This window comes from Campylobacter concisus (assembly GCF_003048535.1).
GTDB lineage: Bacteria > Campylobacterota > Campylobacteria > Campylobacterales > Campylobacteraceae > Campylobacter_A > Campylobacter_A concisus_S.
Genome location: NZ_PIRQ01000003.1, coordinates 93,089 through 116,048 on the forward strand (window position 1 = coordinate 93,089; position 22,960 = coordinate 116,048).

The following is a 22,960-nucleotide window of genomic DNA, read 5'->3' on the forward strand; positions in this document are numbered from 1 at the left end:
TTTATCCACCTTGATCTAATATCTTAAAATTTATATTCCAGCTTTATGCCGCCGCTTACGCCGTAGCTTTTGTCGTTACCTAACATTCCGCCAAGTTGATAAGAAAGCGCGAAATTTTCGCTAATTTTCGCATCCGCGATCAAATTTAGCTTATAGACCGGTTTGTTATTGTCGAGCTTGTAGTCGACGTATTCGTTTGAGTTATTTAGCGAAACGTAAGATTTATCGTCAGAGTTATAGATATTTTGTTTTACTAGAAATTGTGCCGCAAATGCATTTTTATCGCTATTTAACACATATTCGACGCCGACTCCTAAAGCTACGTTAAAGTCGTTTATATCTCTTTGATCGTATCTGTCGTTTTTAAAGCCCTTTACGCCGTTTGCGCCAAATTCTAGCGCAAGTACGGGCTTGATAGCCTGAGTATATTCGCCGTTTGAGCCGATCGAAATTTTATATTTATAGTAGTTGCTTGAAAGGATACCCGTGCTTCTTACGCTAGCCTTTTGCGAATCGTTTAAGCTGCGCTTAGAATTTACGAAGGCTAAATTTAGATTGCTCTGTATCTCATGAGCGTCTCGCTCAAAAAATCCATACGCTCCAAAGCTATAAATTTTAGCATCGTCGCTCATGGCGCCAGAGTTAAATTTAGCCTTGCTCATGCCCGCATTCACGCCTAAAATAAACTCGTCATAGCTCCTGTCGTAGCCTATATACGTGCCGTAAAATTTTAAATCACCGCCGCTATCTTTATCTTTAAAGTACGCTCCGTTTACGTTCACCCAGAAATTATTTCTTTGTCTGCTAGCCTCGGCCGCTTCGTAGGCTATTGCGGCGGTCGGCTTAAAATCGCTCTCAAGTCCCGCTAGCCTAAACTGCGAAATATCGGCCTTTGCTCTTAACTGAGTAATTTGAGATAATCTCGAATTTATTAACTCATTGCCGTTTTGTAAGGCTTTGGCGCTAACTTTTAAAGACGAAGCCGAAATTTTCTTCATATCGGATTCCGCCTTTAACGCCATTTGTCTTAAAGTCTCGGTATCGCCGCTTTGGATGGCGCTTTCATACTCCGGTCTATTTTTAAACATATTTAAAATTTTATTTTGGCGTTCGCTAAATCCGGTCAACCTTAGCTCCTGCTCAGATCCCGGCGTCGCAGACGGATTCTCGGCTTTTTTATCGCTTAATCTCATCATAATTTTGCCGTCTTTTATGGCATAAGTCGTAAAAAGACCGTTAATTTTTTGCTCGGTATTAAATATCGCGCCTTTGTTTACGATACTTTCTGCGCTTACGAGCGTATAGGTTTTTTCAGCAGTCATCTCGCCTTTCAAAGCCGCCGTAAAATCGATATTAAATTTCATCCCCGCGCCAAGCGTCAAAACCTTTTTAAAATCCAAAATAGGCTCATTTGCATTACTAAAATTTTTTATATTTAAATTTTTAGCTACGATCGTATCGGGGTCAAAGGTTAGTTTGTTTGCTCCGCTAACGTCTAAATTTTCTATTTCTAATTTACCGCTTCCAGCCACTATGCTGCGAGTAGGAGCCGTATTTTTGCCGTTTATGACAAGCTCTTTTAGCTTAGTCTTCGTGCCGCCGACTCTTAACATGCTGTCGCTATCCATGACGATTCTATTTTTAAAGCTAACGTCTTTAACTAGCAAATTTCCTTTTTCTACGTTTTGGCGGTATTTTAAGCCGTCGTCATAAGTATTTGAGCCGTCGAATTTATCGATATAGTGAGTTAATTCGCCGCTTAAATTTATAACGGAATTTTTCGCCTCTATATCGCTATTTACGTCCGCGTCCTTACCTATCGTAAGTTCTGAAGAGTTTATTTTTATGCCCTCTTTCGTATTAAATTTTCGTTTATCCCAATCAGGCTGCGATAGCGTAGAGGGGCGAGTTAAATCCATATACGAAGGTTCGCTTAAACCGGCGGCGGCTATTTTATCCTTTACCGCCTGCGTTAAGACGCTAGCATCTGCCGTAGCATGAGCGGTCGGATGTCCTTGAAGCGTAACCTTGGCGTTATTTAGACTCAAACTTCCATCTATATCAAAACCGCCGTCAAATACGAGCTCTCGCCCTTGCCCATCGTGTTTTACGTCTATATTTTTATCTACGCTCGCATGAAATATCGTATCCTTACCGCTTTCGCCGTTTATTTTAAGCGTTGCTTTTTGAGTGGATAAATTCGTGATTTTAGCGGCGTTTGAATTAGCCGAAACGTTATTAAAAATTTGATCGAATCCGTTTAAATCAAGCTTTCCTCCGCCGTTTCCAAAGAAAATTTTATCTTTTAGGCTATCGTCTACGCTGAGTCTTAATAAACCTCTACCGCTCGTTAAATAAATTTTTTCAAAGGCGTTTACGGCTCTTAGATCCACGATACCGTCGCCTAATCTTAATGTTTTATTGCCACTAGAATTTACGATTAAGCTTCCTTTGCCGACTTTATGTACGCTAGTATCGGCCACTACGTTTAAGCTCAAACTTGCGCCGCTAGCTACGTCAAAGCCCGCAAGTCTAGTTATTTTATTGCTTCCGATACCGTTTAGAAGGGTAAAATTTCCGCTATTTACGACGATTCCGCCGTGGCCTAAGTCAAGGTTAGAATTTAGCGTAATGCTTGAACCGTTTGCGGCGTTAAATATATTATCTTTATTTCTTACGAGTTGGGCATTTGAGACGTTTAAACCGCTTACTAAATTTTCGTAATTTCTCCTATAGTCGCTAAAATCTCTCATTGTTACTATTGAGGCGTGATTGCTATTATCGGCGACCGCCGATAAAACCCCTACTAAAACCCATTTTTGCGCCACCGTATCGTACACGAAAAACCCAGAACCGCTATCGCCCGGCAAAAGTCTATTTCTAAAGCCTCTATCAGAGGTCATAAACATATAAACGCCGGGCCTATTTATACTTGAAAGATTAGTTTTATAATGTGTCGAATAATTTACGCTTATTTCATTTACGCTTCCGCCCAAAGCCTGGTTAACGATACCTTGATCTTCAAATTCTCTTGCGCTTACGACGGTGTTATATCCATCCGACTCCGTCTTTGGTTTTGGCTTTTCAAGCCCGAGCGCTCCGGTGCCCGCCTGATAGGCAAGGACGTTATCGCCTCTAGCCCCGCCGCTATTTTTTATATCTTTTATATAGTCTTCTATCTTTTTTGCATTGGCCTCATCTTTGGTTCTATCGGCGCCTGAGATATCTAAATTCGGTACGTCTAGCGGATCGATTTGTCCCTCTACGATATATTTTGTGGTTCGCATATAGGCTGTATCGGAGTTGTATAGCCTCTCGGTCGGGGTCGCCGTATGAGAGGTTAGATATTCGTATTTAGTATTACCAAACCATCCCCTATTTTCGTTAAAATTACTAGCCGCGGCAGCCCCCAACGTATGGTTCGCCGTTACGACGAAATTTCGTCCGAGCGAAGTAAAATTTCCTTTATTATTTCTAGCGCCGCTATTTGGGATTTTATCAAACGTGAATTTGTCGCCGTTTCTTTGCGCAAATTCTAGCGGAGCGTCTTGTGGAGCAAAAGCTCCCTTATTTTGCGCGAAATCAAGATAATCCCTATAATAATTCGTTCCTATATCCATAACCTGCGCATTTGCACAAGCGCATAAAATGCTTGCCAAAGCGATAGAAATACCGAATTTGTTATTTTTCAAGATAAACCTCCATTTTGTGAATATAATTCCATTTAAAATAAGGGAAGCATTTTACAATATTTTTTATTGTTTAATGACTAAAACCTTAATTATTTTTTTAGACATTAAATTTACGATATAAATTTTTATCTTATTAAAATTATCTTACTTTTTATAAACTTACTTTTGGTTATAATTACACCAAATTTGGTCGCAGTTGCGATTTACATTTGCATAAATTTACCTTCAACTACCATTTTTGCAAATTTCAAAAGTCAAATTTCACAAGTTTCGCATGCCGAAAATATCAAATTTACATTTCTTAAATCCCAAAAGTAGATTTCGTGGAATTAAAACAAACCGGTATATCACGCCGTGGCTTTTTAAAAGGTACTTTAGCCACAGCCGCTGTTGCCACTCCGCAAACGATGCTAGCTGGCTTTACGCCATTTAAGTCTGACTCGCTTCAGGTTTGGTCGTGTGGAGGCCTATCTGAAGCTTTTAACGAGCTAAACGCCATTTACGAATCAAGAACAGGGCACAATATCCAATACACCGGCGCTTTTGCTGGCGCTCTTGGCAAGTTGCTTTTAGCACTTCAAAGTACGACCGAGCTCTTTGGAGCAAGGGTTTTAGAGCTTTCTAAAAAACTTCGCAAAGCTGGTCTTAGCCTTCACTTTAGACCGCTATGCTTTACTGACTACGTCCTAGTCGTGCCAAAAGGCAACCCTGCTGGCATTCGCGACTTAAAGGACCTTGCTGAGCCAGGTGTTAGAGTGATGCTGCCGCTTAGATCATCGCCCTCTGGCAGTGGCCCAGTCAAGGGGATCTTAAAAAACTCAAACCTCACTGATGCGGTGATGAAAAACATGGTCGCAAACGGGTAATGTGTCATAAATATGATGTGCGAGCTAGTTAATGGCAAGGGTGACGCTTCTATCATCGAAAAGCGCCTAACAACGCACGATAGGTTTAAAGACAAGATCGAGTATATGCCCATCGATGAAAAGCTCATCCCGCCTGGACCGCTCACTTTTACGCTAAATATAATGAAATATGTAAAAGATGAAAGGCTTGCAAATGATTTTGCAGACTTTGTTTGCGGCACCGAGGGGCAAGAAATTTTTGAAAAACATGGCTTTACCTCCATTTATTCAGCGCGTGGGCTAGAGCTTATAGAAAGGTTTGGTGTAAAAGATGTGTAGTAGCTGTAATAGCGCATGCTCTAATAGCAGTGCATGTGGCAATGTAAATTTAAAAAAGAAAAGCAAAAGCTCTCCCACAACGCTATGTTTAAAGCCTCTTTTGATGTGATGGATGCTTGCAAGCTTGCCACTCCTAAAACTGCCGTGCCTAATATCTTTTTCATTTTTGATCCTTTTGTTTTTGATTTCCAACTTTCGTTTGGATGAGCGCATTATAAAAGCCTTAAATAAAGCTAGGATGAATAAAGGAAAATTGTTTTAACTTCGTTAAAAGACAAATATCTAATCGCATTTTGACTACGAATCAGAACGATATACTTTGAAACAGCAAATAAATCTGAAGGGAAATAAAGGGGAAAAATACAAAAAACAAGAAAGCTTAAAGTTCTTGAAACATCGTTAAAATCTAGATTTTAAAAGGATTTTTGAAGATAAATGGCTCCGGATGCTGGGTTCAAAAATATATAATTCTTAAACACTCCAAAATATTCTATAAATCCCTAAAATACGCCATTTAATAGCTTAAGTATATTCCAAGTTACACTAGAATATCATGCATTTTTATAAATTTTGGGAACAAATAGGGAACAAATTTAGGGGGTATTATGGCAGGAAAACTTAAAAATTACAACTCATCGTTCGGAGTCAATAAATACCCGGGAATTTTCTTTAATAATCTAGCTAGCGGTGACGTAGTTTTTTATATGAGAGTTACGCTTGAGGGTAAAAAGGCAAACGTCAAAATCGGGTCGAAATCCGAAGGTGTAAATATAACCTACGCATATAACAAAAAGAAAGAATTCGACGCAAAGCAAAGAAACGGAGAGCTTCCCGATAGCATATCCAAGAAAATAGCTGCCAAGAATAACAAAAACTCGCTTAAATTTGATGAGATCGCAGACGCCTTTTTTAATTTTAAACTAGAAAAAGAACCTGATAACGCCATCAATATAAAAGAGCAAAGGCGAGATTATGAAATTTACCATAAGGATAAATTAGGTGGTCTAGCCACGACGCAGATAACGCCCGAGACGATAAGCGAGCACCATAAGGATATCTCTCAAATCATCTCTCCTAAAACCAAACGTAAATTATCGCAATCTCGCATAAATGCCATAATGGGTATAGTTAGGACGATTTTTAATCACGCTATAAAAAATGACCTTATCGATCATATTAGCCCGTACAAAATAGAGCTAAAAAAACAAACAACAAGCGAGAGAGATTTTTGGAGCTTATCGAGATAGAACTTTTACGCAAAGAAGTAGCAGGCAAAGAAGAACTTCGCCCTAGAGCTGTTCGTTGAGCTTGCTTTATGTACGGGAGCTAGGTTGGAGGGAATTTTAAACATCAAGAAAAAGGATTTAGCGCTATCTACCAAGTCAGTCACCATAAGCGATTTTAAAACAAAGAGCACGTATACCGGATTTCTAAGTAAAAGAGCTTTGGGGATGATAAATCAAATTTATACCGCCCTATCCCCGAACGATTTTTTAGTAAATAAGCCAAAAGCAACTATCCAAAACGTCTTACAGCCGTTACTAAATAAGCTTTTTATCAAAATTTAGATATAAGCGACGCAACCAATAGAGTAGTTATTCATACCCTTAGGCATACGTTCGCTTCACATCTAGCTATAAAAGGCACTCCTATACTAACGATAAAAAAGCTAATGAATCACTCTGATATCAACCATACCTTAAGATACGCTAAACTAATGCCGGATAGCGGACGAGAGATGGTGGAATCTTTGTATGAGTAGGTTTATACAAGTTATTTATTCGGCGACAAATGTGTAAAATAAACTGTATTTTATATCATATATGGTATAATAGGGCTTAGCCACATAAAAGAGTTACGATGTGGAGCATAGAGTTTGCAAGCGAAGCCATAAAAGATGAATTCTTGGGATTGCCCGTAGGACTTAGACAAAGAGGCTATAAAATGTTCGAGCTCTTAGAGGCTAGGGGTAATACCTTAGGGGAGCCGTACACCAAAAGCCTAAATGACGGACTATTTGAGATACGTATAAAGTCGGATGAAGGTATAGCTAAAAGCATATATTGTTATGAAATCGGCAAAAGGATAATAATCCTGCTAACTTTTGTCAAAAAAACGCAAAAAACGCCAAAAAGCATACTAAATTTGGCGGAACAAAGATTAAGGGAGTTTAAAGATGGGAACCGTTAATTTTAGAGAAGTTTTAAAAGAAGAGCTAAAGAATCCAGAATTTAAAGCGCAATACGATGCGTTAGAGGACGAATATAAAGCCATAGAAGCTTTAATAGACGCCAGAAGCGAAGCCGGGCTAACTCAAAGCGAGGTAGCTAAAAGGATGGGCATAACCCAATCAGCCGTAGCTAGGATAGAAAGCGGAGCGTATAATATCAAGTATAAAACATTTTTTAACTACATAAAAGCTTGCGGTAAAAGAGTGGCGATAGTTTGAGTGAGATTAATTATCTAGCAAATACTCAAGTCAATACAGAAGAAAATATTAAGCTTTGTTGATTATCAAATCGGGGCTTTTTTGCAAATACGACTGTTAGTAATTTGGAAAAAATAAGATCGTTATGGTATAAATATATTTTTAACACGATAAAATCGAGATTTTTAATACGTCTACAAAAATAAATACGGCTATATTATAACGATGCTTGTTTTATTAAATAATCTTAATCCCACACAAAAATACTCTTCTTTTTGATTTTTATTTCTTGCTCAAAAAACAATCTCTACTTTAATCTTTATTTATGCTATATAAAAACCAACAAAATCTCAATTTTTAAAATTTGCGCTAAAATACCAAATAAAAAAACAAAAGTAAATTTCCCTATAAACCAAAATTTACTTTAACTTAATAAAAAATAATCGCTTCTAATTCCATCGTATAGTCTTAGAACTTAATATCATTTATCAAAACATCAAGAATAAACAACCCTTACATAAGACAATATGTTAGTACTTACTTAGCAAACTCAAATGAGTTTGCTGTAAGGTCTTGGCAGACGGCCGATATTTTTCTTTGTCTAGGCAAAAGAAAAATATAAAAACTTAGACGAAACCTTATCGCTCGAAAATGATTTTTCATCGGCAAAATGTCTAAGTTTTCATATAAAAAGCCCTTAATGAATATAATTAAGGGCTTTTTATATACGGTCGGTGTGTTTGAGTCGTGCACGGACTATATAACAGTAAAATACAGCTTGACAAAAATTAGTTTTTTTTAATTTGACTCTATAATATAAATTTCCTTCTCGGTCTTACGTTAGGCTGCAAATTATATTTATAATTTTTCAAGATTTAACCTATATACAGCAAGTTATGTGCGATCCAATTCTAGCCTTATACTATTTTTAGTATTCCTTCATTTCTTATATAAATATATAGATAATGATAAAATCTTAGTCAAAAAATATCTTAAGATATATGCTAAATTTGCATATATAAATCATCATCAGATACCGATAAAATCGTACTAAAAATAGTTTAAGTTTTTTCTTGATTTAAGCAAGATTTCACTATAATCAAATCTTAAATTTAGATTTTAAAGCTATCATTTCGCAAAAATTAAGGAAAATCATGCAACCTATTTTTACGACCCAAATCACCAAATTTAAAGGCGCGCAAAAAAGCGTCGTTGATGATATTTTGGTGCGCGAGATCAAGCTTGAGATCTACATAAACGGCAAGCGTTTCGGCGCGCTCATGGCAACTCCGACCGATCAGGAGGCACTAGCTGCAGGCTATCTCATCAGCGAAAATTTGATCGCAAGCCCTGAGGATATCGAGAGTATAGAGCTTTCAGAGGATGCTTTAAGCGTGCGGGTAAAGGCTAAAATCAACGAAAAGCGCCTCGAGCAGTTTGACGAGGAAAAGGTGATAATCAGCGGCTGCGGGCGCAGCTCGACGGCAAACATCGACCCTGAGGCTATGGCGGCGCGCTCTATAAAGGCCGACGTCAAATTTAACAAAGACGAAATTTTGCGCCAGATGGGGCAGTTTTACACGCAGTGCGAGCTTTACGAGATGACGGGCTGCGTGCATACGGCTAAGCTTTTCGTAAGCGGCGAGCAGTTTTACATCGGCGAGGATATCGCTCAGCACAACACTATAGACAAAGCCGTCGGCAAAGCTATACTAGCCGGCGCGCAGCTGCAAAATTCGTTTTTGATGGTGAGCGGCAGGCTCAGCTCTGAAATGGTCGCAAAAGCGGTCATGCACGGCATACCCGTGCTAGTCTCGCGTACGGCTCCTACTAGCCTTGGCGTCGTGATAGCGCGTAAATTTAAGCTCACGCTGTGCGGCTTTGCGCGCGGCGAAAATATAAACGTATATAGCGGCACGGAGAGAATCCATGAGTGAGCAAATCCGCGAACTGATCGCAAAACTGTTAAATCCAAAGGGCAGGCTAGACTGCGGCGCGGCGTTTAAGATCGCCGAAAAGCTAGGCGTAGAGGTCGGTCTGGTTAGCGACGAGGCCGAAAAAATGGGCGTAAAGATCGACAACTGCGAGCTGGGGCAGTTTGGCGGGCTGGAAAACGGACGCGGCAAATACACCGTGATGACGCAGCTAAAGCAAATGACCGACGAAAAGGGCAGAATACTGTGCAAAGACGCTAGAGACGCGGCTACGGGCGTGGGGCTAAAGACGATCCGCTCTACGCTAAAAGACTATAAAATCGACGTAAAATACTGCCAGTTGGGGTGTTTTAAGGAGAAGAAAGGAAAAAAGATGAGAGTAAAAACCAAAACTTGGATAGAAAACGACGAGGGCGAGCTGATATTTGGTAAGGGCAAAACCGAAGTCCTAGACGTCATCGCCGAGGTCGGCTCGATCTCAAAGGCCGCCGAAATCCTAGGCATGAACTATAAAAAATGCTGGAATCATCTGCAAATTTTGCAAAAAAATCTAAAAGAGGAGCTCTTTACCACCAAGCAAGGCGGCGGCGAAAACGCCGGCACGACGCTAAACGAGCGCGCGCATGAGCTCATAAACGCCTATAGACAGCTTCAAAACGACATCGAGGATTTTGCGGATAAGCGCTTTAAGGAGTTGTTTTTGAAAAAAGACGGCGAGAAAAATGACGCAGCTAAAGACGACAAAAAAGATAAAAATAAATAAAACCACATCAAATTTAAGGGAGAAAAAATGTACGTAAAACTAAACGATAGGGTCTATCTAAACAAAGATAAAATCACCAGAGTAAAGGTAGATAGCGTCCAAGACGGTATCAGGATTCGCTTCTACGAGGGGCAAAATCAGGTCGCTAAAAGCGGACGCTTCGAAACTGAGGCAAAAGCTATCGAGTGGCTAGAGAAAAATTTTATAAATAAATAATAAAATGGTCGTGAGTCTCTGTGGCTTGCACTTCTGTGCTTTATCAAGTTAAATTTGCCGCTTTGCGGTTAAATTTAGCTTGCTCAAATTTAATCTCCAAATTTACTAAATCATTTCCACAGCAAAAGCCCGAAATTTGCGAAAATTTACTATAATTACCGTATCAAATTTAAAGAGTAAAAAATGGCAAATTTAGACGAAATAAGAAAAAATATCATCCTAAAACCGGGCGTGCATTATTTTGATTTCGCGGCTTCCGGGCTTGCTTATGAGCCCGTAGAGCGCGAGATAGCAGATGTTCTCAAAATCTACGCCAACACCCACTCTGACAGCAGCTCGAGCGCCATCATCACGCAGCGGCACTACGAGGGTGCGCGCGAGAGCCTAAAAAAGCTGCTAGGCCTTGACGAGCGGTTTTATCTCATCGCTTGCGGACAGGGCGCGACGGCCGCGATCAAAAAATTTCAGGAGTTGCTTGGCATCTATCTGCCGCCTGCGACCAGAAGCGCGATCGGCGAGGCAAATTTACGCGCCGCGCAGCTTCCGCTCGTGCTCGTTTCGCCATACGAGCACCATTCAAACGAGCTTAGCTTTCGTGAGGGGCTTTGCGACTACATGCGCGTGCCGCTTAGCGAGTCCGGCGAGATAGATATGCTAGGACTCGAGCGCATACTGAAGCTAAATGCCGGGCGCCGTATCATCGGCTCGTTTAGCGCCGCCTCAAACGTCACGGGCGTCGTCAGCGACTACAAAAAAATCAGCGAGCTAATCAGAGCCGCGGGCGGGATCGTGGCCTTTGACTGCGCAGCGCTGAGCTCGCACGCAAATTTAGACTGCGATCATTTCGACGCGATTTTCCTCTCGCCGCATAAGTTGCTCGGAGGGCCCGCTAGCTGCGGGCTTTTGGCGATCAAAAAGGAGCTGCTTAACAGCGATGTGCCGACGTTTGCCGCAGGCGGGACGGTCGCCTACGCCAGCCGCGAAGGGCACGTGTTTTTGAAAAATCACGAGCAGCTAGAGGAGGGCGGTACGCCGCCCATAATCGGGCTCATACGGGCAAATTTGGCCTACGCGCTACGAAACGAGGTGGGTTTTGAGAGGATAAAAAGCGCCGAGGACGAGCTCGCGCGGCTTTTTGAGAGCGAGCTTAATAGTATAGACGAGGTCATAAACTACGCTCCAAAGGGCGCGCCGCGGCTGCCGATAATTTCCTTTAACGTGCGCGGCGTCTCGGCGTATGATTTTGCCGCGAGCCTTAGCAACGACTTTGGTATCCAGACGCGCGCGGGCGTGATGTGCGCTGGGCCGTACGCTCACGATCTGCTGGGTATCAAGGAGGGGCGCATGCCAGAAGCCAAGCCCGGCTTCGTGCGCGTGAGCCTGCACTACACGCACACCGAGCAAGACGTGCTCTATCTCGCGGGCGCGATAAAATCCTGCATCAAAAAGCACCGCGAGCTTTGGGGCGAGGAAAAGGCGATGTATGAGATGTTCGGCGGGAAGATTTAGCTTTACAATAGTGGTTAACTAGAAACAAAGTCAACAAATTTAAAGAGGCGCTACAAATGAAAATTCAAATAATATCTTACTCCACAATATTTAAAATAAATGATCCGCACATGTCTTGCACTATTAGCACTTTTGAACGTCCTAAGAGTTTTGATGAATTTGATATAAATGTTATAGATTTAAATAGTCCTAACTTATGGAGTTTCAGCCCAGAATACCAAAAGTGCACTGAGGCCGTATATCACCTTAAGACATTAAAAGAAATTATGAGAAACTCAAAAAGAGGTATATTTATCATAATAATGCCTACAAATATGAAGGTATCAGTGCATTATTCTGAATGTTATACTAATCAAACCGTTGCAATTAAAGATATTCTCAAACAAGTTAACCAGGAATTATCTACACTGGTTTTGTCTAATATAAAGTTAAGATATGAAATAAGCACAACAACCATAGACGAGCAAAATTTTTATTCCGATTTTATATTTGACAATGTGGATGGCGAGACCATCAAATGGTCAAATGGAGGTAAGAGCACAATAGTAAAACATAATGAGGGGCTATATTCGACTACTCTTTTTATCGAAAACGCAACTAATGATTTAGAAATTTTAGTATCATTTATTGTTTCTAGATTCCAAAAATCCGATGTTCCTGATTGGTTTAATGGTTTTGAGTATTTCGATGATGCAATGCTGAAAAACAAACGCAACAAATTATTGGATATATATCGGCAAATTGAAGATATAGATAGGCAAATTGATAAAAATAATAGATTTAAATCAATCCTATATTCAAATGGAGATGAGTTGATTGGTGTGGTAAAGGAAATTTTAGTAGATATTTTTAAGTTGCAAGATGATTATTTTATAGATGTAAAAAAAGAAGATTTTAGATTCGAATGTGGAAATATGAACTTTATAGTAGAAATAAAAGGGATAAACACAAACGTTAAAAATAGCAATATAGCACAATGCAAGAAACATGTAACTGATTTTTTAATAGCCGAAGATAATACTATGTCTCCTGATAACGTAAAGGGACTACTGATAATTAATCCTCAACGCGACATAGATCCTAGCAAAAGAGAGCCGATACATGTCAATCAAATAAGTTATGCAAAAAGTGAAGGTATATTAATAATAACGACTTTAGAATTACTAAAATTATATCAAGCGTATACTAAAGATAGAGTTGTTAGTAATGTGTGCTTTGAGGTATTTAAAAATGACGTCGGAGAGTTTAAATTTGAATAAGAGGTAAAATAGATTTTGATTTATAAAAAAGGGCGCAAAGCGCGCCCGAATCACGCAAATTTAAGCCATAAATTCGACTCAAATTTGCGCGTAAATAAAATTAGTTTTTGCGAGTATTCGCGTCAGGCGTGAAAAGCGGCTTATCTAGCAGCTTAAAGTCGCCGATAAATTTCTGACCCTCTTCGCTCGTCGCCCACTCTATAAATTTATTTGCGTTTTCGATGTCGGCCTTAGCGCAGTGCTTCGGATTTACCGCGATTAGCGAGTAGAAGTTCTTTAGGTCGTTGTCGCCCTCGTTGATGATGACCATCTCAGGCGCGCCTTTTTTGGTGTCCTCGTACTTGATGTAGGTGCCGCGGTCGGTGAATGTCACGCCCTTTTGCTCGGCTGCAGCGTTGATGGTAGCTAGCATGCCTTGGCCGGTTTGCATATACCAGCCGTCTTTTTCAGGCACTTCGCCGATGATTTTTTTCCAGATACCTTTTTCTTTGTTGTCAGTGCCTGATTTATCGCCGCGAGAGAAAAATTTGATATTCTCTTTTTTGATCAGCTCAAAGCTCTCTTTTATGTCTTTGCCTTTAAATTTATCGGCGATAGATTTATCGGCGATAACGACGAAATCATTGTACATTACGGCTTTTCTCTCGACGCCAAAGCCTTTTTCTACGAATTCTTTCTCAACTTTTGGCGAATGCACGAAAAGTATGTCCGCATCGCAGTTTTCGCCAAGTTTTAAAGCAGCGCCCGTGCCTACGGCGGTCCATTTGATATCGACGCCGGTTTTTGCCTTATACACAGGGTAGATCGCGTCTAGTAGCCCAGTGTTATCGGTGCTGGTGGTGGTAGCCATGATGAGTTCGCTATCGCCCGCAAACGCCAAAACGCTCGCGATTAGCGAGCCTAATATTACTTTTTTCATTTTTCTCCTTTTTTAAAAGTATGCTATTATAGCATATTAAATTAACCATATAAACATACGGAGAAATAATATTTGGACTTTCTACTAAACGGATTCTTAGAGGCCTTTAGGCTGCTTTTTAGCGGCGATGAGGAAACGTATTCGGCGATCAGGGCGACGCTTTACACTTCGAGCGTTTCGATATTTTTTACGATTTTAGTCGGTTTTCCGCTAGGCTTTACGCTGGGATTTTACGATTTTAAAGGGCGCAGGATTTTGAGACTGCTCAGCGATACGGCGCTTGCGATACCCACCGTTGCGATCGGACTTATTTTGTATGCATTTATCACGCGAAACGGCCCGTTTGGCGAGTTTGGGCTGCTTTTTACGCTAAAGGCCGTGATGCTGGGGCAGTTTGTGCTAGCACTACCTATCATCATCTCGCTAAGCGCTAGCGTCGTGGAAAATATGGACAAAAAGCACTATCTAACCATCCTAAATTTACGCCTGAGCCCGCCAAGGCTAGTGGGCTGCGTGCTTTACGAGCTAAGATACGCTTTGATGGTAGTCGTAGCGACGGCGTACGGGCGTATCGTGGCCGAGGTCGGCGTGGCGATGATGATCGGCGGAAATATCAAATACTTTACTCGCACGATCACGACTGCGGTGTCGCTGGAGACGAATAAGGGTGAGTTTGCGATGGGTATAGCGCTGGCTTTGGTACTTATCTTTATCGCATTTGCCGTAAATTTGACGATACACGCGCTAAAAAGGCTGGATAAATGAAATTTGATAAAATTAGAAATTTTACGCTCGCAAAATGCGCTCTAGGCGAGTCAAATTTGAGCTTTTTTGTAAATTTAACGAGAAAGGCGCAAAGTGATAAACGTTAGAAATTTACGCCTAAACTACGGCGCGAGCGAGATTTTAAACATCCCGCACCTTGATATCGACGTTAGTAAAATCACCGCGCTAACGGGCAGCAACGGCAGCGGCAAAAGCACGCTGATGCGAGTAATGTCGTTTTTACAAAAGCCCACTAGCGGCGAAGTGCGGCTGTGGGGGAGCAGCGCGCCGAGTCTAAATTTACTGCGCGACGTTAGCATTTTGTTGCCCGAACCGGCACTTTTAAAACGCTCCGTGAGGGAAAATTTTAGAGCCGTTTTAAAAAGCCGCGGAGTGCTAGCGGAATTTAACGAAAGGGCGAGCGAGGCGTTAAATTTGGTCGGGCTTAACGAGAGCTTTTTGAACAAGCGCCACTTTGAGCTTAGCTCGGGACAGACGCAGCGCGTTAGCTTTGCGTTAAATTTGGCGCTTAGATCGCATTTATATCTACTCGACGAGCCGACAAACAGCGTGGACGTGGGCACGTCAAAGCTTTTCGGCAAGGCGGTGCTTTACATGCGGCAAAGATACGGCTGCGGCTTTGTGATCGCTAGTCACGACGACAAATGGCTAACCGCAATCGCCGAAGAAAACGTCTTTTTGCACAAGGGGCGCGTGTGCGAATTCGAATACAAAAATATATTCGACGCGCGGGACGGGGTTTTGAAATTTGACGAAAACGCGAGCGTAAATTTGCCGCAAAATTTACGTAACGCCGTAAAAATCGCCGTAAATCCAAGCAAAATAACGCTAAGCAAAACGCCGATAGATGGGTATTTGGGCGGCATCTTGCACTCGGTTTCGCTCTATCTTGGCAAAGAGCTTTTGGTGAAAATCAAAGTCGGCGACTTTTTGATTAAAACGCTGGCGGCGAATTCGCAAAATTTTAGAGTCGGCGAAAATATTTATTTTAAATTTGACGAGGAAGCGTTTTTGAGGCTTGAATGAGCCTCAAATTTTGCAAATTTCGCTTCAAATTTTAAATTTAGGCTCGTTTAGCGCCCGTTAAAATAGCCTAGTTAAAAGTAAATATCAAAATAAAGCGTAAATGCAAGATATATGCGTAAATTTCATATTTATTTTATTTCCTAAAATTCGCCGTAAGCAATATGCAATTAAGGCATATTTAAGCGTATATTAATTTTTTTAATTTATTTTTTTTTAAGTATAAGAAATAAGCCAAAACATAGTATAGTTTCACAATCGAGAAAAATCTCAAAAAATAGATAAAAATGATAAAGGAAGGCGATGACTAGCAAGGGCGAATTTGCGGCGGGACGCGGGCTTTACTACTCGCTATTTTCGCGTTTTTTCGTTTTTAGCCAAGACGCCGACAGATTTAGCGGCGTAAACGCGATGCTAGGCCTTGCCTCAGCGCACGCTCTAAACGAAGAATCGGCTGCCGCGATAATGCGCATACAGGTAAAATTCGACGAGGAAAATTCGCAAAATTTAGCGGATGAATTCGATGAAATTTTCCACGCTCTACCAAGTCCGCTCAGAAACTCGCTATCCTACTACGACGAGGGCTACGAGGTCGGACACGCCTGCGCAAAAGTGCGTAAAATTTTAGCCCGCACAGACATTAGGCGCGACGAGGCTAAATTTAAAGAAAACGAAGACAACGTGGGTTTCGTGTTTGCGCTAATGAGCGAATTTATCGCGAGAGAGAGCGAGCTGGAGCTATACGGCGAGCTTGAGGAGCAGCTCTTTAAAGAGATCATAAATCCAAACATCGACGAGTTTATAGAGAATCTTTTTAATCACGAAAGCAGCGAAATTTACAAAGACGTAGCGGTACTTCTGCAAGGATTTATAGAGTTTGAACGCGTAGTTTTAAGCGCGCCGCGTCCTATAAATCAAGGTGAAAACAAAAAGACCTTGGACGGAGTTTCAAGATCCGAGGCCATAAGAAGGCAAAAAAACCGAGTGAGAAAGCTAAAAGCTATGGAGGAAGAAAATGCAAAAAAATAGGCGAGAATTTTTAAAAAAGGCGGGGCTAGTCGGCGCGGCAGCGGCTACGGCCGGAGTAGCGACGGCAGCGGCGTCAAACCTAAAATACGGTAAAAGCAAAAAGACCGAAGTGCTTTATAAAAGAAGCAAAAACTGGGATCTGTACTACGAACAAGCGAAATAATAAAAATTTAAGAAAGGATAAATATGTCTGAGGCAAATTTACGTCTTATGCCCCACTCAAACGCAGTCGGGCGAAGATCGTTTTTAAAAATGGCCGCGCTAGCGGGCGTAGCGGGCAGCATGAGCGGACTGGCCGCTAGCGGCGTAACTAGAAGCGCCACAAAAGAAGAAATGGCAAATCCGTTTCCAAACTCTAAAATCGTAAAAACCGTTTGTACGGTTTGCTCCGTTGGATGCGGAGTGCGCGCCGAGGTAGAAAACGGCGTTTGGGTACGCCAAGAAGTAGCTCAAGATCATCCGGTAAGCGCTGGCGGCCACTGCTGTAAGGGTAGCGACGTCATCGATATGGTGCGCTCTCACTGCCGCGTAAAATACCCGATGAAAAAAGTAGGCGGCAAATGGAAACGCATCAGCTACAAAGAGGCTCTTGATGAAATCGGCGCCAAACTAAAAGCGTATCGCGAAAAAAATCCAGAGCAAGTAATGTTTCTAGGCTCTGCAAAAGATTGCAACGAACAAAGCTATTATATAAGCAAATTCGTAGCGATGTTCGGGACTAATAATCTAGATCACCAAGCACGTCTTTGACACAGCTCTACAGTCGCCGGTGTGGCGAATACTTGGGGTTATGGAGCTATGACCAATCATCTTGGAGATATCCAAAACGCGAAGTCTATCTTTATAGTGGGCGCAAATCCGGCGGTAAATCACCCGGTCGGCTTTAGACATTTTCTAAAAGCGAAGGAAAATAACGGCGCAAAGCTAATCGTGATCGATCCAAGATACACGAGAACTGCGGCTAAGGCTGATTATTTTGCTCAAATTCGTACCGGCACGGATATACCTTTTATGTATGGCATGATGAATATCATCTTTCAAAACGGCTGGGAAGATAAGGAATTTATAAACGACCGCGTCTACGGTATGGATCTGATCCGCGAAGAGGCTGCCAAATGGACACCTGAAGTCGTAGCAGATGTTTGCGGGATCAAAAAAGAGACGCTTCTTGAGATAACCGAAGTTTATGCCAAAAATCGCCCGGGATCGGTCGTTTGGGCGATGGGTCTAACTCAGCACACCATAGGCAGCTCAAACACTCGTATCGCTCCGATCCTGCAACTAGTGCTAGGAAATATGGGCGTTAGCGGCGGCGGCTGTAATATCCTTCGCGGCCACGACAACGTTCAAGGCGCGACGGATATGGCGAATTTGCCGACCGAGTTACCCGGATACTATCCAAAAAACGAAGCCAACTGGAAATACTTCGCTAAGATGTGGAAGGTCGATTTTGAATGGCTCCAAAAGAATTTCGTTAAGCCTGAAATGATGTTTAAACCCGGATTTACGCTATCAAAATGGTGGGCGGGCGTGCTTGACGGTAAAAACGGCAACGAAGCCGTAGATAATGCCGGCGACAGTATAAAAGCCTTAGTAGTAATCGGCAACGGTATCACCTCTACCGCGCAACAAGTAAAAGTAAAAGAGGGCCTAGACGCGCTTGAGCTTTTGGTTCTAGTAGATCCTTTCGTAAACGATGCCGGCGTGATAACGGACAAAAAAGACGACGTCTATATACTACCTGCGGCGACGCAGTTTGAAACCAGCGGCACCGTCGTAGCCACAAACCGTAGCGGCCAGTGGAGAAGTCAAGTCGTGGAGCCGCTTTTTGAGAGTATGCCAGATCACGAAATTTTATTCGAGCTTGCCAAAAGGCTAGGATACTATGACGAACTAACGCGCACGATCAGAGACGCTGAAGGCAAGATCGAGTGGCCTGAAGTCGCTACTCGCGAGATCGCAAATATAATTAAAACTATCGGCATGACGGGTTGGACTCCGGAAAGGCTCAAAAAGCACCAAGAAAACTGGGATAAATTTGACGAAAAAACAAGTCTAGGAAAACCGGGCACCGTAGTCGAAGGCGAATACTACGGCTTGCCGTGGCCGTGCTGGACTGAGGATCATCCGGGTAGCCCGATACTTTACGATATAAACAAGTCCGTTAGGCAAGGCGGTATGGGTTTTAGAAACCGCTTCGGCTTAGAGCATAACGGAGTTAGCCAATTAGCCGCAGACGGTAGCGCGCCCGTAGATTCGTTTGTCAAGGGCGGATATCCGGAGATCAAAAAAGATAACATCGAAAAGGTGCTAGGTATCACGCTAACCGAGGATGAAAAGGCTAAAATAGGCGGCAGCTGGATACATGACGATAGTAATATCATCGCTAAAAAATGCATGGAGAAAAACATCGCTCCGTACGGTAACGCGCGAGCTAGGACGATCGTTTGGACTTTTGCGGATCAAATTCCTCTTCACAGAGAGCCGTTGCATACGCCTAGATTCGATCTGGCGCAAAAGTATCCGAGCTTTGAGGATAAGAAACTTCAAAACCGCGTCGATACGAAATTTAAATCCGTCCAGCTAGCAAAGGACTACTCAAAAGAATTTCCTATTATCCTCACGACGGCTCGCCTCGTAAATTTTAGCGGCGCGGGCATGGAGACGAGAGCTAGTATGTATCTAAGCCGCTTGACGCCTGAGATGTTTGCAGATATCCACCCTGAACTTGCGGCTAAACACGGCATTAAAAACTGGGATTTCATCTGGGTTCATTCGCCTGAAGGTACCAAGGTTAAGGTGCGCGCCAGAGTAGTACCGTCCGTTAAACCCGACACCATCTTTATGCCGTTTCATTATGCGGGTTATATGCAAGGCGTCGATATGACGGGTAATTTCCCGGAAGGCACCAAGCCTTATGCGGTAGGCGAGAGCGCAAATACCGTCACTAACTATGGATATGATATAAACACTCAGATTCCTGAAACCAAAAGCGGTCTATGCCGCATAGAAAAGGCGTAAAATGAGCGAATTTAACGATAACAATAGACTTAAATTTTACTGCGACGACGATAGATGTATCGACTGTAACGGCTGTGCGGTGGCTTGCGACGAGGCTCACGAGCTGCCTCTAGGTATCCGCCGCCGCCGCGTCATCACGCTAAACGAAGGCGTACCCGGTAAGGAAATATCAACCTCGATAGCTTGCATGCACTGCGAGGACGCTCCATGCTCGCTGGTTTGTCCGGTTGATTGCTTTTATATCAGGAGCGATGGTATCGTGCTACACGATAAAGATATCTGCATCGGCTGCGGATACTGTCTATACGCGTGTCCGTTCGGCGCGCCTCAGTTCCCGCGCGAGGGAGTATTTGGCGCCAAAGGTTCGATGGATAAGTGCACGATGTGCGCAGGCGGTCCGCTACCGACGAATAGCGAAGCCGAGCGCGAAGAGTACGGTCAGGATAGAATTTCCGAAGGAAAGGTGCCGGTTTGTGCGGCGATGTGCTCGACAAAGGCGCTACTAGTAGGAGAATCGGCAATGATAGAAAAAATCTACGGCGATAGAGTCAAGGCTCGCGGCTACGGCTTTAAAGACCTAAAACAAACTCTGACCTGGAAGCTCGCCTACTATGCTGGCGATAGGCTTAAAATAAAATCTTAAAATTTAGCTCGCTCTTGCCGAGATTGCGGGAGCGAGTAATCTCATCAAATTTGACGCGGTTTGTCTGCGTCAAATTTGACTCACGCTTCTTTGATTTCATTAAATTTTACATGGGTAGTTCGTCAAATTTGAATGCGGGTAAATTTAAAATAAAATGGATAAATTTAAGTATAAAAGGGCGGTCTCCCGCCCTAAATTTAAGCCCTAACAGGCGACAAATAAGGATTTGCCGAGTGCATCGACATCTCGTTTTGCTCTCTAAATTTGATAAATTCCTCTTCGCTTAGACGCCTGATGTTTGCTATCGTCATCTTTAGCGGCGTGATGCCTGAGAGCGGATCGGGATCGCCTGCGTTTGCTAGCTCGTTACCGTCGGCCTCGCTGTAGTGGAAGGTCGTAAATATCGTGCCTTCTTTTAAATCCGGATTTACGCGTAGTTTGGCCGCGATCTGGCCGCGTTTGTTTTGTACGAGCGCGTAGCAGCCCTCCTCTAGCTCCCTCTCGCGAGCGATATCGGGGCTTACCTCGATGAGCGCGCCCTCGATACCCGCGCCGTATTCAAGAGCCGGACACTCTCTAGTCATCGTGCCAGTGTGGTAGTGATAGACCTTGCGTCCGGTCGTAAATAGGCACGGATATACCTCGTCTGGCACCTCGCTAAGCGCGCCGCTACCGACTGGGTAGCCCTCCGGGATATTCATCTTGGCTCTAAATTCGGCCTCGGCCTTTGCGCGTTCGTTTTTATCGTCTAAGTAAAGCACCGGCGCGAAGCGGAATTTACCGCCAGGCAGCATGGACTTGTGATCTGCGTAAAGCACCGGCGTACCCGGATGCTCCTCGTCCGGGCAAGGCCAGCTGATACCTCCTAGCTTGCCTAGTCTATAGTAGCTGATACCGCCGAAAAATTTAGGCATAAGCTCCCTTAGCTCGTTCCAAATTTGCTCAGGGCTCGCAAAATCAAACCCCTCTAGTCCCATGCGGTTTGCGATGTTGCAAACGACCTTCCAATCAGGCTCCACGCCGTTAACGGGCTCGCTAGCTTTGCGAGTGCGTTGGACGCGGCGAGAGGTGTTGATAAAGGTTCCGTCCTTCTCGCCCCAGCCCGCGGCAGGTAGCACCACATCGGCCTTGTGCGCGCTCTCGGTAAAGAAAAGATCCTGCACGATAAAGCAGTCTAGATGGTGCACGGCGTGGACGAAGTGCTCGGTCCAAGGGTCGCTCATTACGGGGTTTTCGCCGTAGACGTAGAGGACTTTTAGCTCGCCGCTATCCATTTTATCCGGTGCTTGCGTTAGCTTAAAGCCCGGAACCGGATTTAGCTCAAAGTGCCATACTTTGCGCGCTTGCTCCTGCGCATAAGGGCTGTTTACCGCTCCTGCCGGGATGACGTTAGGCAGCGCGCCCATGTCGCATGCGCCTTGGACGTTGTTTTGACCGCGCAGAGGATTTACGCCCGCACCCTTTTTGCCTAAATTTCCCGTTAAAACGGCTAAATTTGATAGCGAAAAGACGTTTGACGTGCCGTCGCTAAACTGCGTGATACCCATCGTGTAGCAAATCGCTGCCGCGCCTGCTTTAGCATACATTCTAGCTGCCTCTATGATGAGCTCTTTTTTTATACCGGTTTCGCGCTCGAAACGCTCAGGCGTAAAGTCCTTAACCGCTTCTTTTAGATATTCAAATCCCTCGGAGTACTTCTCGATAAATTCGCTATCTTGCAAATTTTCGGCGATGATTACGTGCATCATCGTATTTAGCGTTTTGATATTCGCTCCGATCGGGATTTGCAAGAAAATATCGGCTTTTTTAGCCATATCGGTGCGCTTTGGATCTACGACGATCATCTTCGCGCCGCGCTGAAGGCCGCGCTGCATCTGCATAGCGATGATCGGGTGGCACTCGCTCGTGTTGGTACCGATGAGTAAAAATACGTCCGTATCGGTCGCAAATTCGACCAAATCGTTCGTCATCGTTCCGTTTCCTAGCGTGCTGGCAAGACCTGCCACTGTAGGAGCGTGTCAAAGACGGGCGCAGTGATCGACGTTGTTGCTGCCCTGGGCGCGGAAAAATTTCTGGAAAACGTAGTTGTCTTCGTTATTTGAGCGCGCGGAGCTAAAGCCCATGATCGAGCTTGGGCCGTATTTTGCGACGGTGGATTTAAATTTATCCGCAAGGAAATCATAAACCTCCTCAAAACTCACTTCTTCAAGCTCGCCGTGCTTGTCGTAGACGCCGTTTAGCTTTCTCATCATCGGTCGGCTTAAGCGTTTAGGAGAGTTTACGAACTCCCATCCGAACATTCCTTTTAAGCAAAGCTCACCGTCGTTTACGTGGTGGTCTTTGCTAGGTTTAGCATCTACGATTCTACCGTTTCGCACGATAAGATCGATGCCGCAGCCCGTACCGCAATATGGACAGGTGGTCTTTACGATCTCTTCCATTTTTGCTCCTTTCTGGTATTACTGAAAATTATGAGATTATTATACAACTGCAAATGTAAATTTAGTTTTAAAATTAGTATATTTTTTTAAGAATTATTTAAGTAATATGCAAA

General features: G+C 43.2%; 19 protein-coding genes and 1 pseudogene. 16 read left to right on the forward strand and 4 right to left on the reverse strand.

All coding sequences use genetic code 11. The features are described 5' to 3' along the window. Window positions 1–23: 23 nt before the first annotated feature. Window positions 24–3,692, reverse strand: a complete 3,669-nt coding sequence (locus tag CVS93_RS03815; protein WP_107686642.1) for a S6 family peptidase — start codon at window positions 3,690–3,692, stop codon at window positions 24–26. Window positions 3,693–4,015: 323 nt separating this feature from the next. Between CVS93_RS03815 and CVS93_RS03820 the strand changes: the two are divergent. After that, window positions 4,016–4,876 (forward strand): annotated as a pseudogene (locus CVS93_RS03820) (substrate-binding domain-containing protein). A 20-nt stretch (window positions 4,877–4,896) separates the two neighbouring features. Here CVS93_RS03820 and CVS93_RS09795 read toward each other — a convergent pair. Then, complete coding sequence (locus tag CVS93_RS09795) at window positions 4,897–5,040, reverse strand: hypothetical protein (protein WP_199907227.1); 144 nt, start codon at window positions 5,038–5,040, stop codon at window positions 4,897–4,899. Between the two features lie 441 nt (window positions 5,041–5,481). Here CVS93_RS09795 and CVS93_RS09800 point away from each other — a divergent pair, with 441 nt between their 5' ends. The 9 genes from CVS93_RS09800 to CVS93_RS03870 all read left to right on the forward strand — a co-directional run bounded on the left by CVS93_RS09800 (window position 5,482) and on the right by CVS93_RS03870 (window position 12,985). Next, complete coding sequence (locus CVS93_RS09800; RefSeq protein WP_199907228.1) at window positions 5,482–6,123, forward strand: phage integrase SAM-like domain-containing protein; 642 nt, start codon at window positions 5,482–5,484, stop codon at window positions 6,121–6,123. Between the two features lie 323 nt (window positions 6,124–6,446). Next, window positions 6,447–6,638 (forward strand): tyrosine-type recombinase/integrase, encoded by a 192-nt coding sequence (locus CVS93_RS10085; RefSeq protein ID WP_199907230.1) that lies wholly within the window; start codon window positions 6,447–6,449, stop codon window positions 6,636–6,638. A 98-nt stretch (window positions 6,639–6,736) separates the two neighbouring features. After that, window positions 6,737–7,066 (forward strand): type II toxin-antitoxin system RelE/ParE family toxin, encoded by a 330-nt coding sequence (locus CVS93_RS03835; RefSeq protein ID WP_107686643.1) that lies wholly within the window; start codon window positions 6,737–6,739, stop codon window positions 7,064–7,066. Then, window positions 7,053–7,325, forward strand: a complete 273-nt coding sequence (locus CVS93_RS03840; protein WP_087576737.1) for a helix-turn-helix domain-containing protein — start codon at window positions 7,053–7,055, stop codon at window positions 7,323–7,325. Before CVS93_RS03835 ends, CVS93_RS03840 begins: the two co-directional genes overlap by 14 nt. Window positions 7,326–8,458: 1,133 nt before the next feature. Next, window positions 8,459–9,241, forward strand: a complete 783-nt coding sequence (gene fdhD, locus CVS93_RS03850) for a formate dehydrogenase accessory sulfurtransferase FdhD (RefSeq protein ID WP_107686644.1) — start codon at window positions 8,459–8,461, stop codon at window positions 9,239–9,241. Then, window positions 9,234–10,001, forward strand: a complete 768-nt coding sequence (locus CVS93_RS03855; protein ID WP_107686645.1) for a winged helix-turn-helix domain-containing protein — start codon at window positions 9,234–9,236, stop codon at window positions 9,999–10,001. Before fdhD ends, CVS93_RS03855 begins: the two co-directional genes overlap by 8 nt. Window positions 10,002–10,028: 27 nt before the next feature. Further along, window positions 10,029–10,217: a hypothetical protein gene (locus tag CVS93_RS03860; protein ID WP_004321084.1), complete on the forward strand. Its 189-nt coding sequence runs from the start codon at window positions 10,029–10,031 to the stop codon at window positions 10,215–10,217. 183 nt (window positions 10,218–10,400) lie between these two features. Then, window positions 10,401–11,726 (forward strand): aminotransferase class V-fold PLP-dependent enzyme, encoded by a 1,326-nt coding sequence (locus tag CVS93_RS03865; RefSeq protein WP_107686646.1) that lies wholly within the window; start codon window positions 10,401–10,403, stop codon window positions 11,724–11,726. Window positions 11,727–11,782: 56 nt separating this feature from the next. Continuing rightward, window positions 11,783–12,985: a hypothetical protein gene (locus tag CVS93_RS03870; RefSeq protein ID WP_107686647.1), complete on the forward strand. Its 1,203-nt coding sequence runs from the start codon at window positions 11,783–11,785 to the stop codon at window positions 12,983–12,985. A gap of 100 nt (window positions 12,986–13,085) precedes the next feature. Here the strand turns inward: CVS93_RS03870 and tupA are convergent, their stop codons facing one another. Further along, window positions 13,086–13,904: a tungstate ABC transporter substrate-binding protein TupA gene (tupA, locus tag CVS93_RS03875; protein ID WP_084108635.1), complete on the reverse strand. Its 819-nt coding sequence runs from the start codon at window positions 13,902–13,904 to the stop codon at window positions 13,086–13,088. Between the two features lie 72 nt (window positions 13,905–13,976). Between tupA and tupB the strand changes: the two genes are divergently transcribed. The 6 genes from tupB to fdh3B all read left to right on the forward strand — a co-directional run bounded on the left by tupB (window position 13,977) and on the right by fdh3B (window position 20,406). Further along, entirely contained in the window at window positions 13,977–14,669 is a 693-nt protein-coding gene (gene tupB, locus CVS93_RS03880; RefSeq protein WP_107686648.1) for a tungstate ABC transporter permease TupB, read from the forward strand. A gap of 93 nt (window positions 14,670–14,762) precedes the next feature. Continuing rightward, entirely contained in the window at window positions 14,763–15,716 is a 954-nt protein-coding gene (tupC, locus tag CVS93_RS03885; RefSeq protein WP_107686649.1) for a tungstate ABC transporter ATP-binding protein TupC, read from the forward strand. Between the two features lie 300 nt (window positions 15,717–16,016). Next, the gene (locus tag CVS93_RS03890; RefSeq protein WP_107686650.1) at window positions 16,017–16,742 is read left to right on the forward strand and encodes a molecular chaperone; all 726 of its coding nucleotides are present in this window, start codon (window positions 16,017–16,019) and stop codon (window positions 16,740–16,742) included. Continuing rightward, window positions 16,729–16,905 (forward strand): twin-arginine translocation signal domain-containing protein, encoded by a 177-nt coding sequence (locus CVS93_RS03895; protein WP_084040950.1) that lies wholly within the window; start codon window positions 16,729–16,731, stop codon window positions 16,903–16,905. The genes CVS93_RS03890 and CVS93_RS03895 overlap by 14 nt, the downstream gene beginning before the upstream one ends. A 47-nt stretch (window positions 16,906–16,952) precedes the next feature. Next, entirely contained in the window at window positions 16,953–19,763 is a 2,811-nt protein-coding gene (locus CVS93_RS03905) for a formate dehydrogenase subunit alpha (RefSeq protein ID WP_234400088.1), read from the forward strand. A gap of 1 nt (window position 19,764) precedes the next feature. Continuing rightward, window positions 19,765–20,406 carry a formate dehydrogenase FDH3 subunit beta gene (fdh3B, locus tag CVS93_RS03910; RefSeq protein ID WP_084040953.1) on the forward strand — a complete coding sequence of 214 codons (642 nt, stop codon included), beginning with the start codon at window positions 19,765–19,767 and terminating at the stop codon, window positions 20,404–20,406. 197 nt (window positions 20,407–20,603) lie between these two features. Here fdh3B and CVS93_RS03915 read toward each other — a convergent pair whose 3' ends face one another. After that, window positions 20,604–22,847, reverse strand: coding sequence for a molybdopterin oxidoreductase family protein (locus CVS93_RS03915; RefSeq protein WP_234400081.1), 2,244 nt, complete (start codon window positions 22,845–22,847; stop codon window positions 20,604–20,606). Window positions 22,848–22,960: the final 113 nt, after the last annotated feature.

What these genes read in the sequence shown, in the direction of transcription:
- CVS93_RS09795 (WP_199907227.1), bottom strand. Translation starts at nt 5,040, where the DNA reads ATGAAAAAGATATTAGGCACGGCAGTTTTAGGAGTGGCAAGCTTGCAA.
- CVS93_RS09800 (WP_199907228.1), top strand. Translation starts at nt 5,482, where the DNA reads ATGGCAGGAAAACTTAAAAATTACAACTCATCGTTCGGAGTCAATAAA.
- CVS93_RS03835 (WP_107686643.1), top strand. Translation starts at nt 6,737, where the DNA reads ATGTGGAGCATAGAGTTTGCAAGCGAAGCCATAAAAGATGAATTCTTG.
- CVS93_RS03840 (WP_087576737.1), top strand. Translation starts at nt 7,053, where the DNA reads ATGGGAACCGTTAATTTTAGAGAAGTTTTAAAAGAAGAGCTAAAGAAT.
- fdhD (WP_107686644.1), top strand. Translation starts at nt 8,459, where the DNA reads ATGCAACCTATTTTTACGACCCAAATCACCAAATTTAAAGGCGCGCAA.
- CVS93_RS03855 (WP_107686645.1), top strand. Translation starts at nt 9,234, where the DNA reads ATGAGTGAGCAAATCCGCGAACTGATCGCAAAACTGTTAAATCCAAAG.
- CVS93_RS03860 (WP_004321084.1), top strand. Translation starts at nt 10,029, where the DNA reads ATGTACGTAAAACTAAACGATAGGGTCTATCTAAACAAAGATAAAATC.
- CVS93_RS03865 (WP_107686646.1), top strand. Translation starts at nt 10,401, where the DNA reads ATGGCAAATTTAGACGAAATAAGAAAAAATATCATCCTAAAACCGGGC.
- CVS93_RS03870 (WP_107686647.1), top strand. Translation starts at nt 11,783, where the DNA reads ATGAAAATTCAAATAATATCTTACTCCACAATATTTAAAATAAATGAT.
- tupA (WP_084108635.1), bottom strand. Translation starts at nt 13,904, where the DNA reads ATGAAAAAAGTAATATTAGGCTCGCTAATCGCGAGCGTTTTGGCGTTT.
- CVS93_RS03890 (WP_107686650.1), top strand. Translation starts at nt 16,017, where the DNA reads ATGACTAGCAAGGGCGAATTTGCGGCGGGACGCGGGCTTTACTACTCG.
- CVS93_RS03895 (WP_084040950.1), top strand. Translation starts at nt 16,729, where the DNA reads ATGCAAAAAAATAGGCGAGAATTTTTAAAAAAGGCGGGGCTAGTCGGC.
- fdh3B (WP_084040953.1), top strand. Translation starts at nt 19,765, where the DNA reads ATGAGCGAATTTAACGATAACAATAGACTTAAATTTTACTGCGACGAC.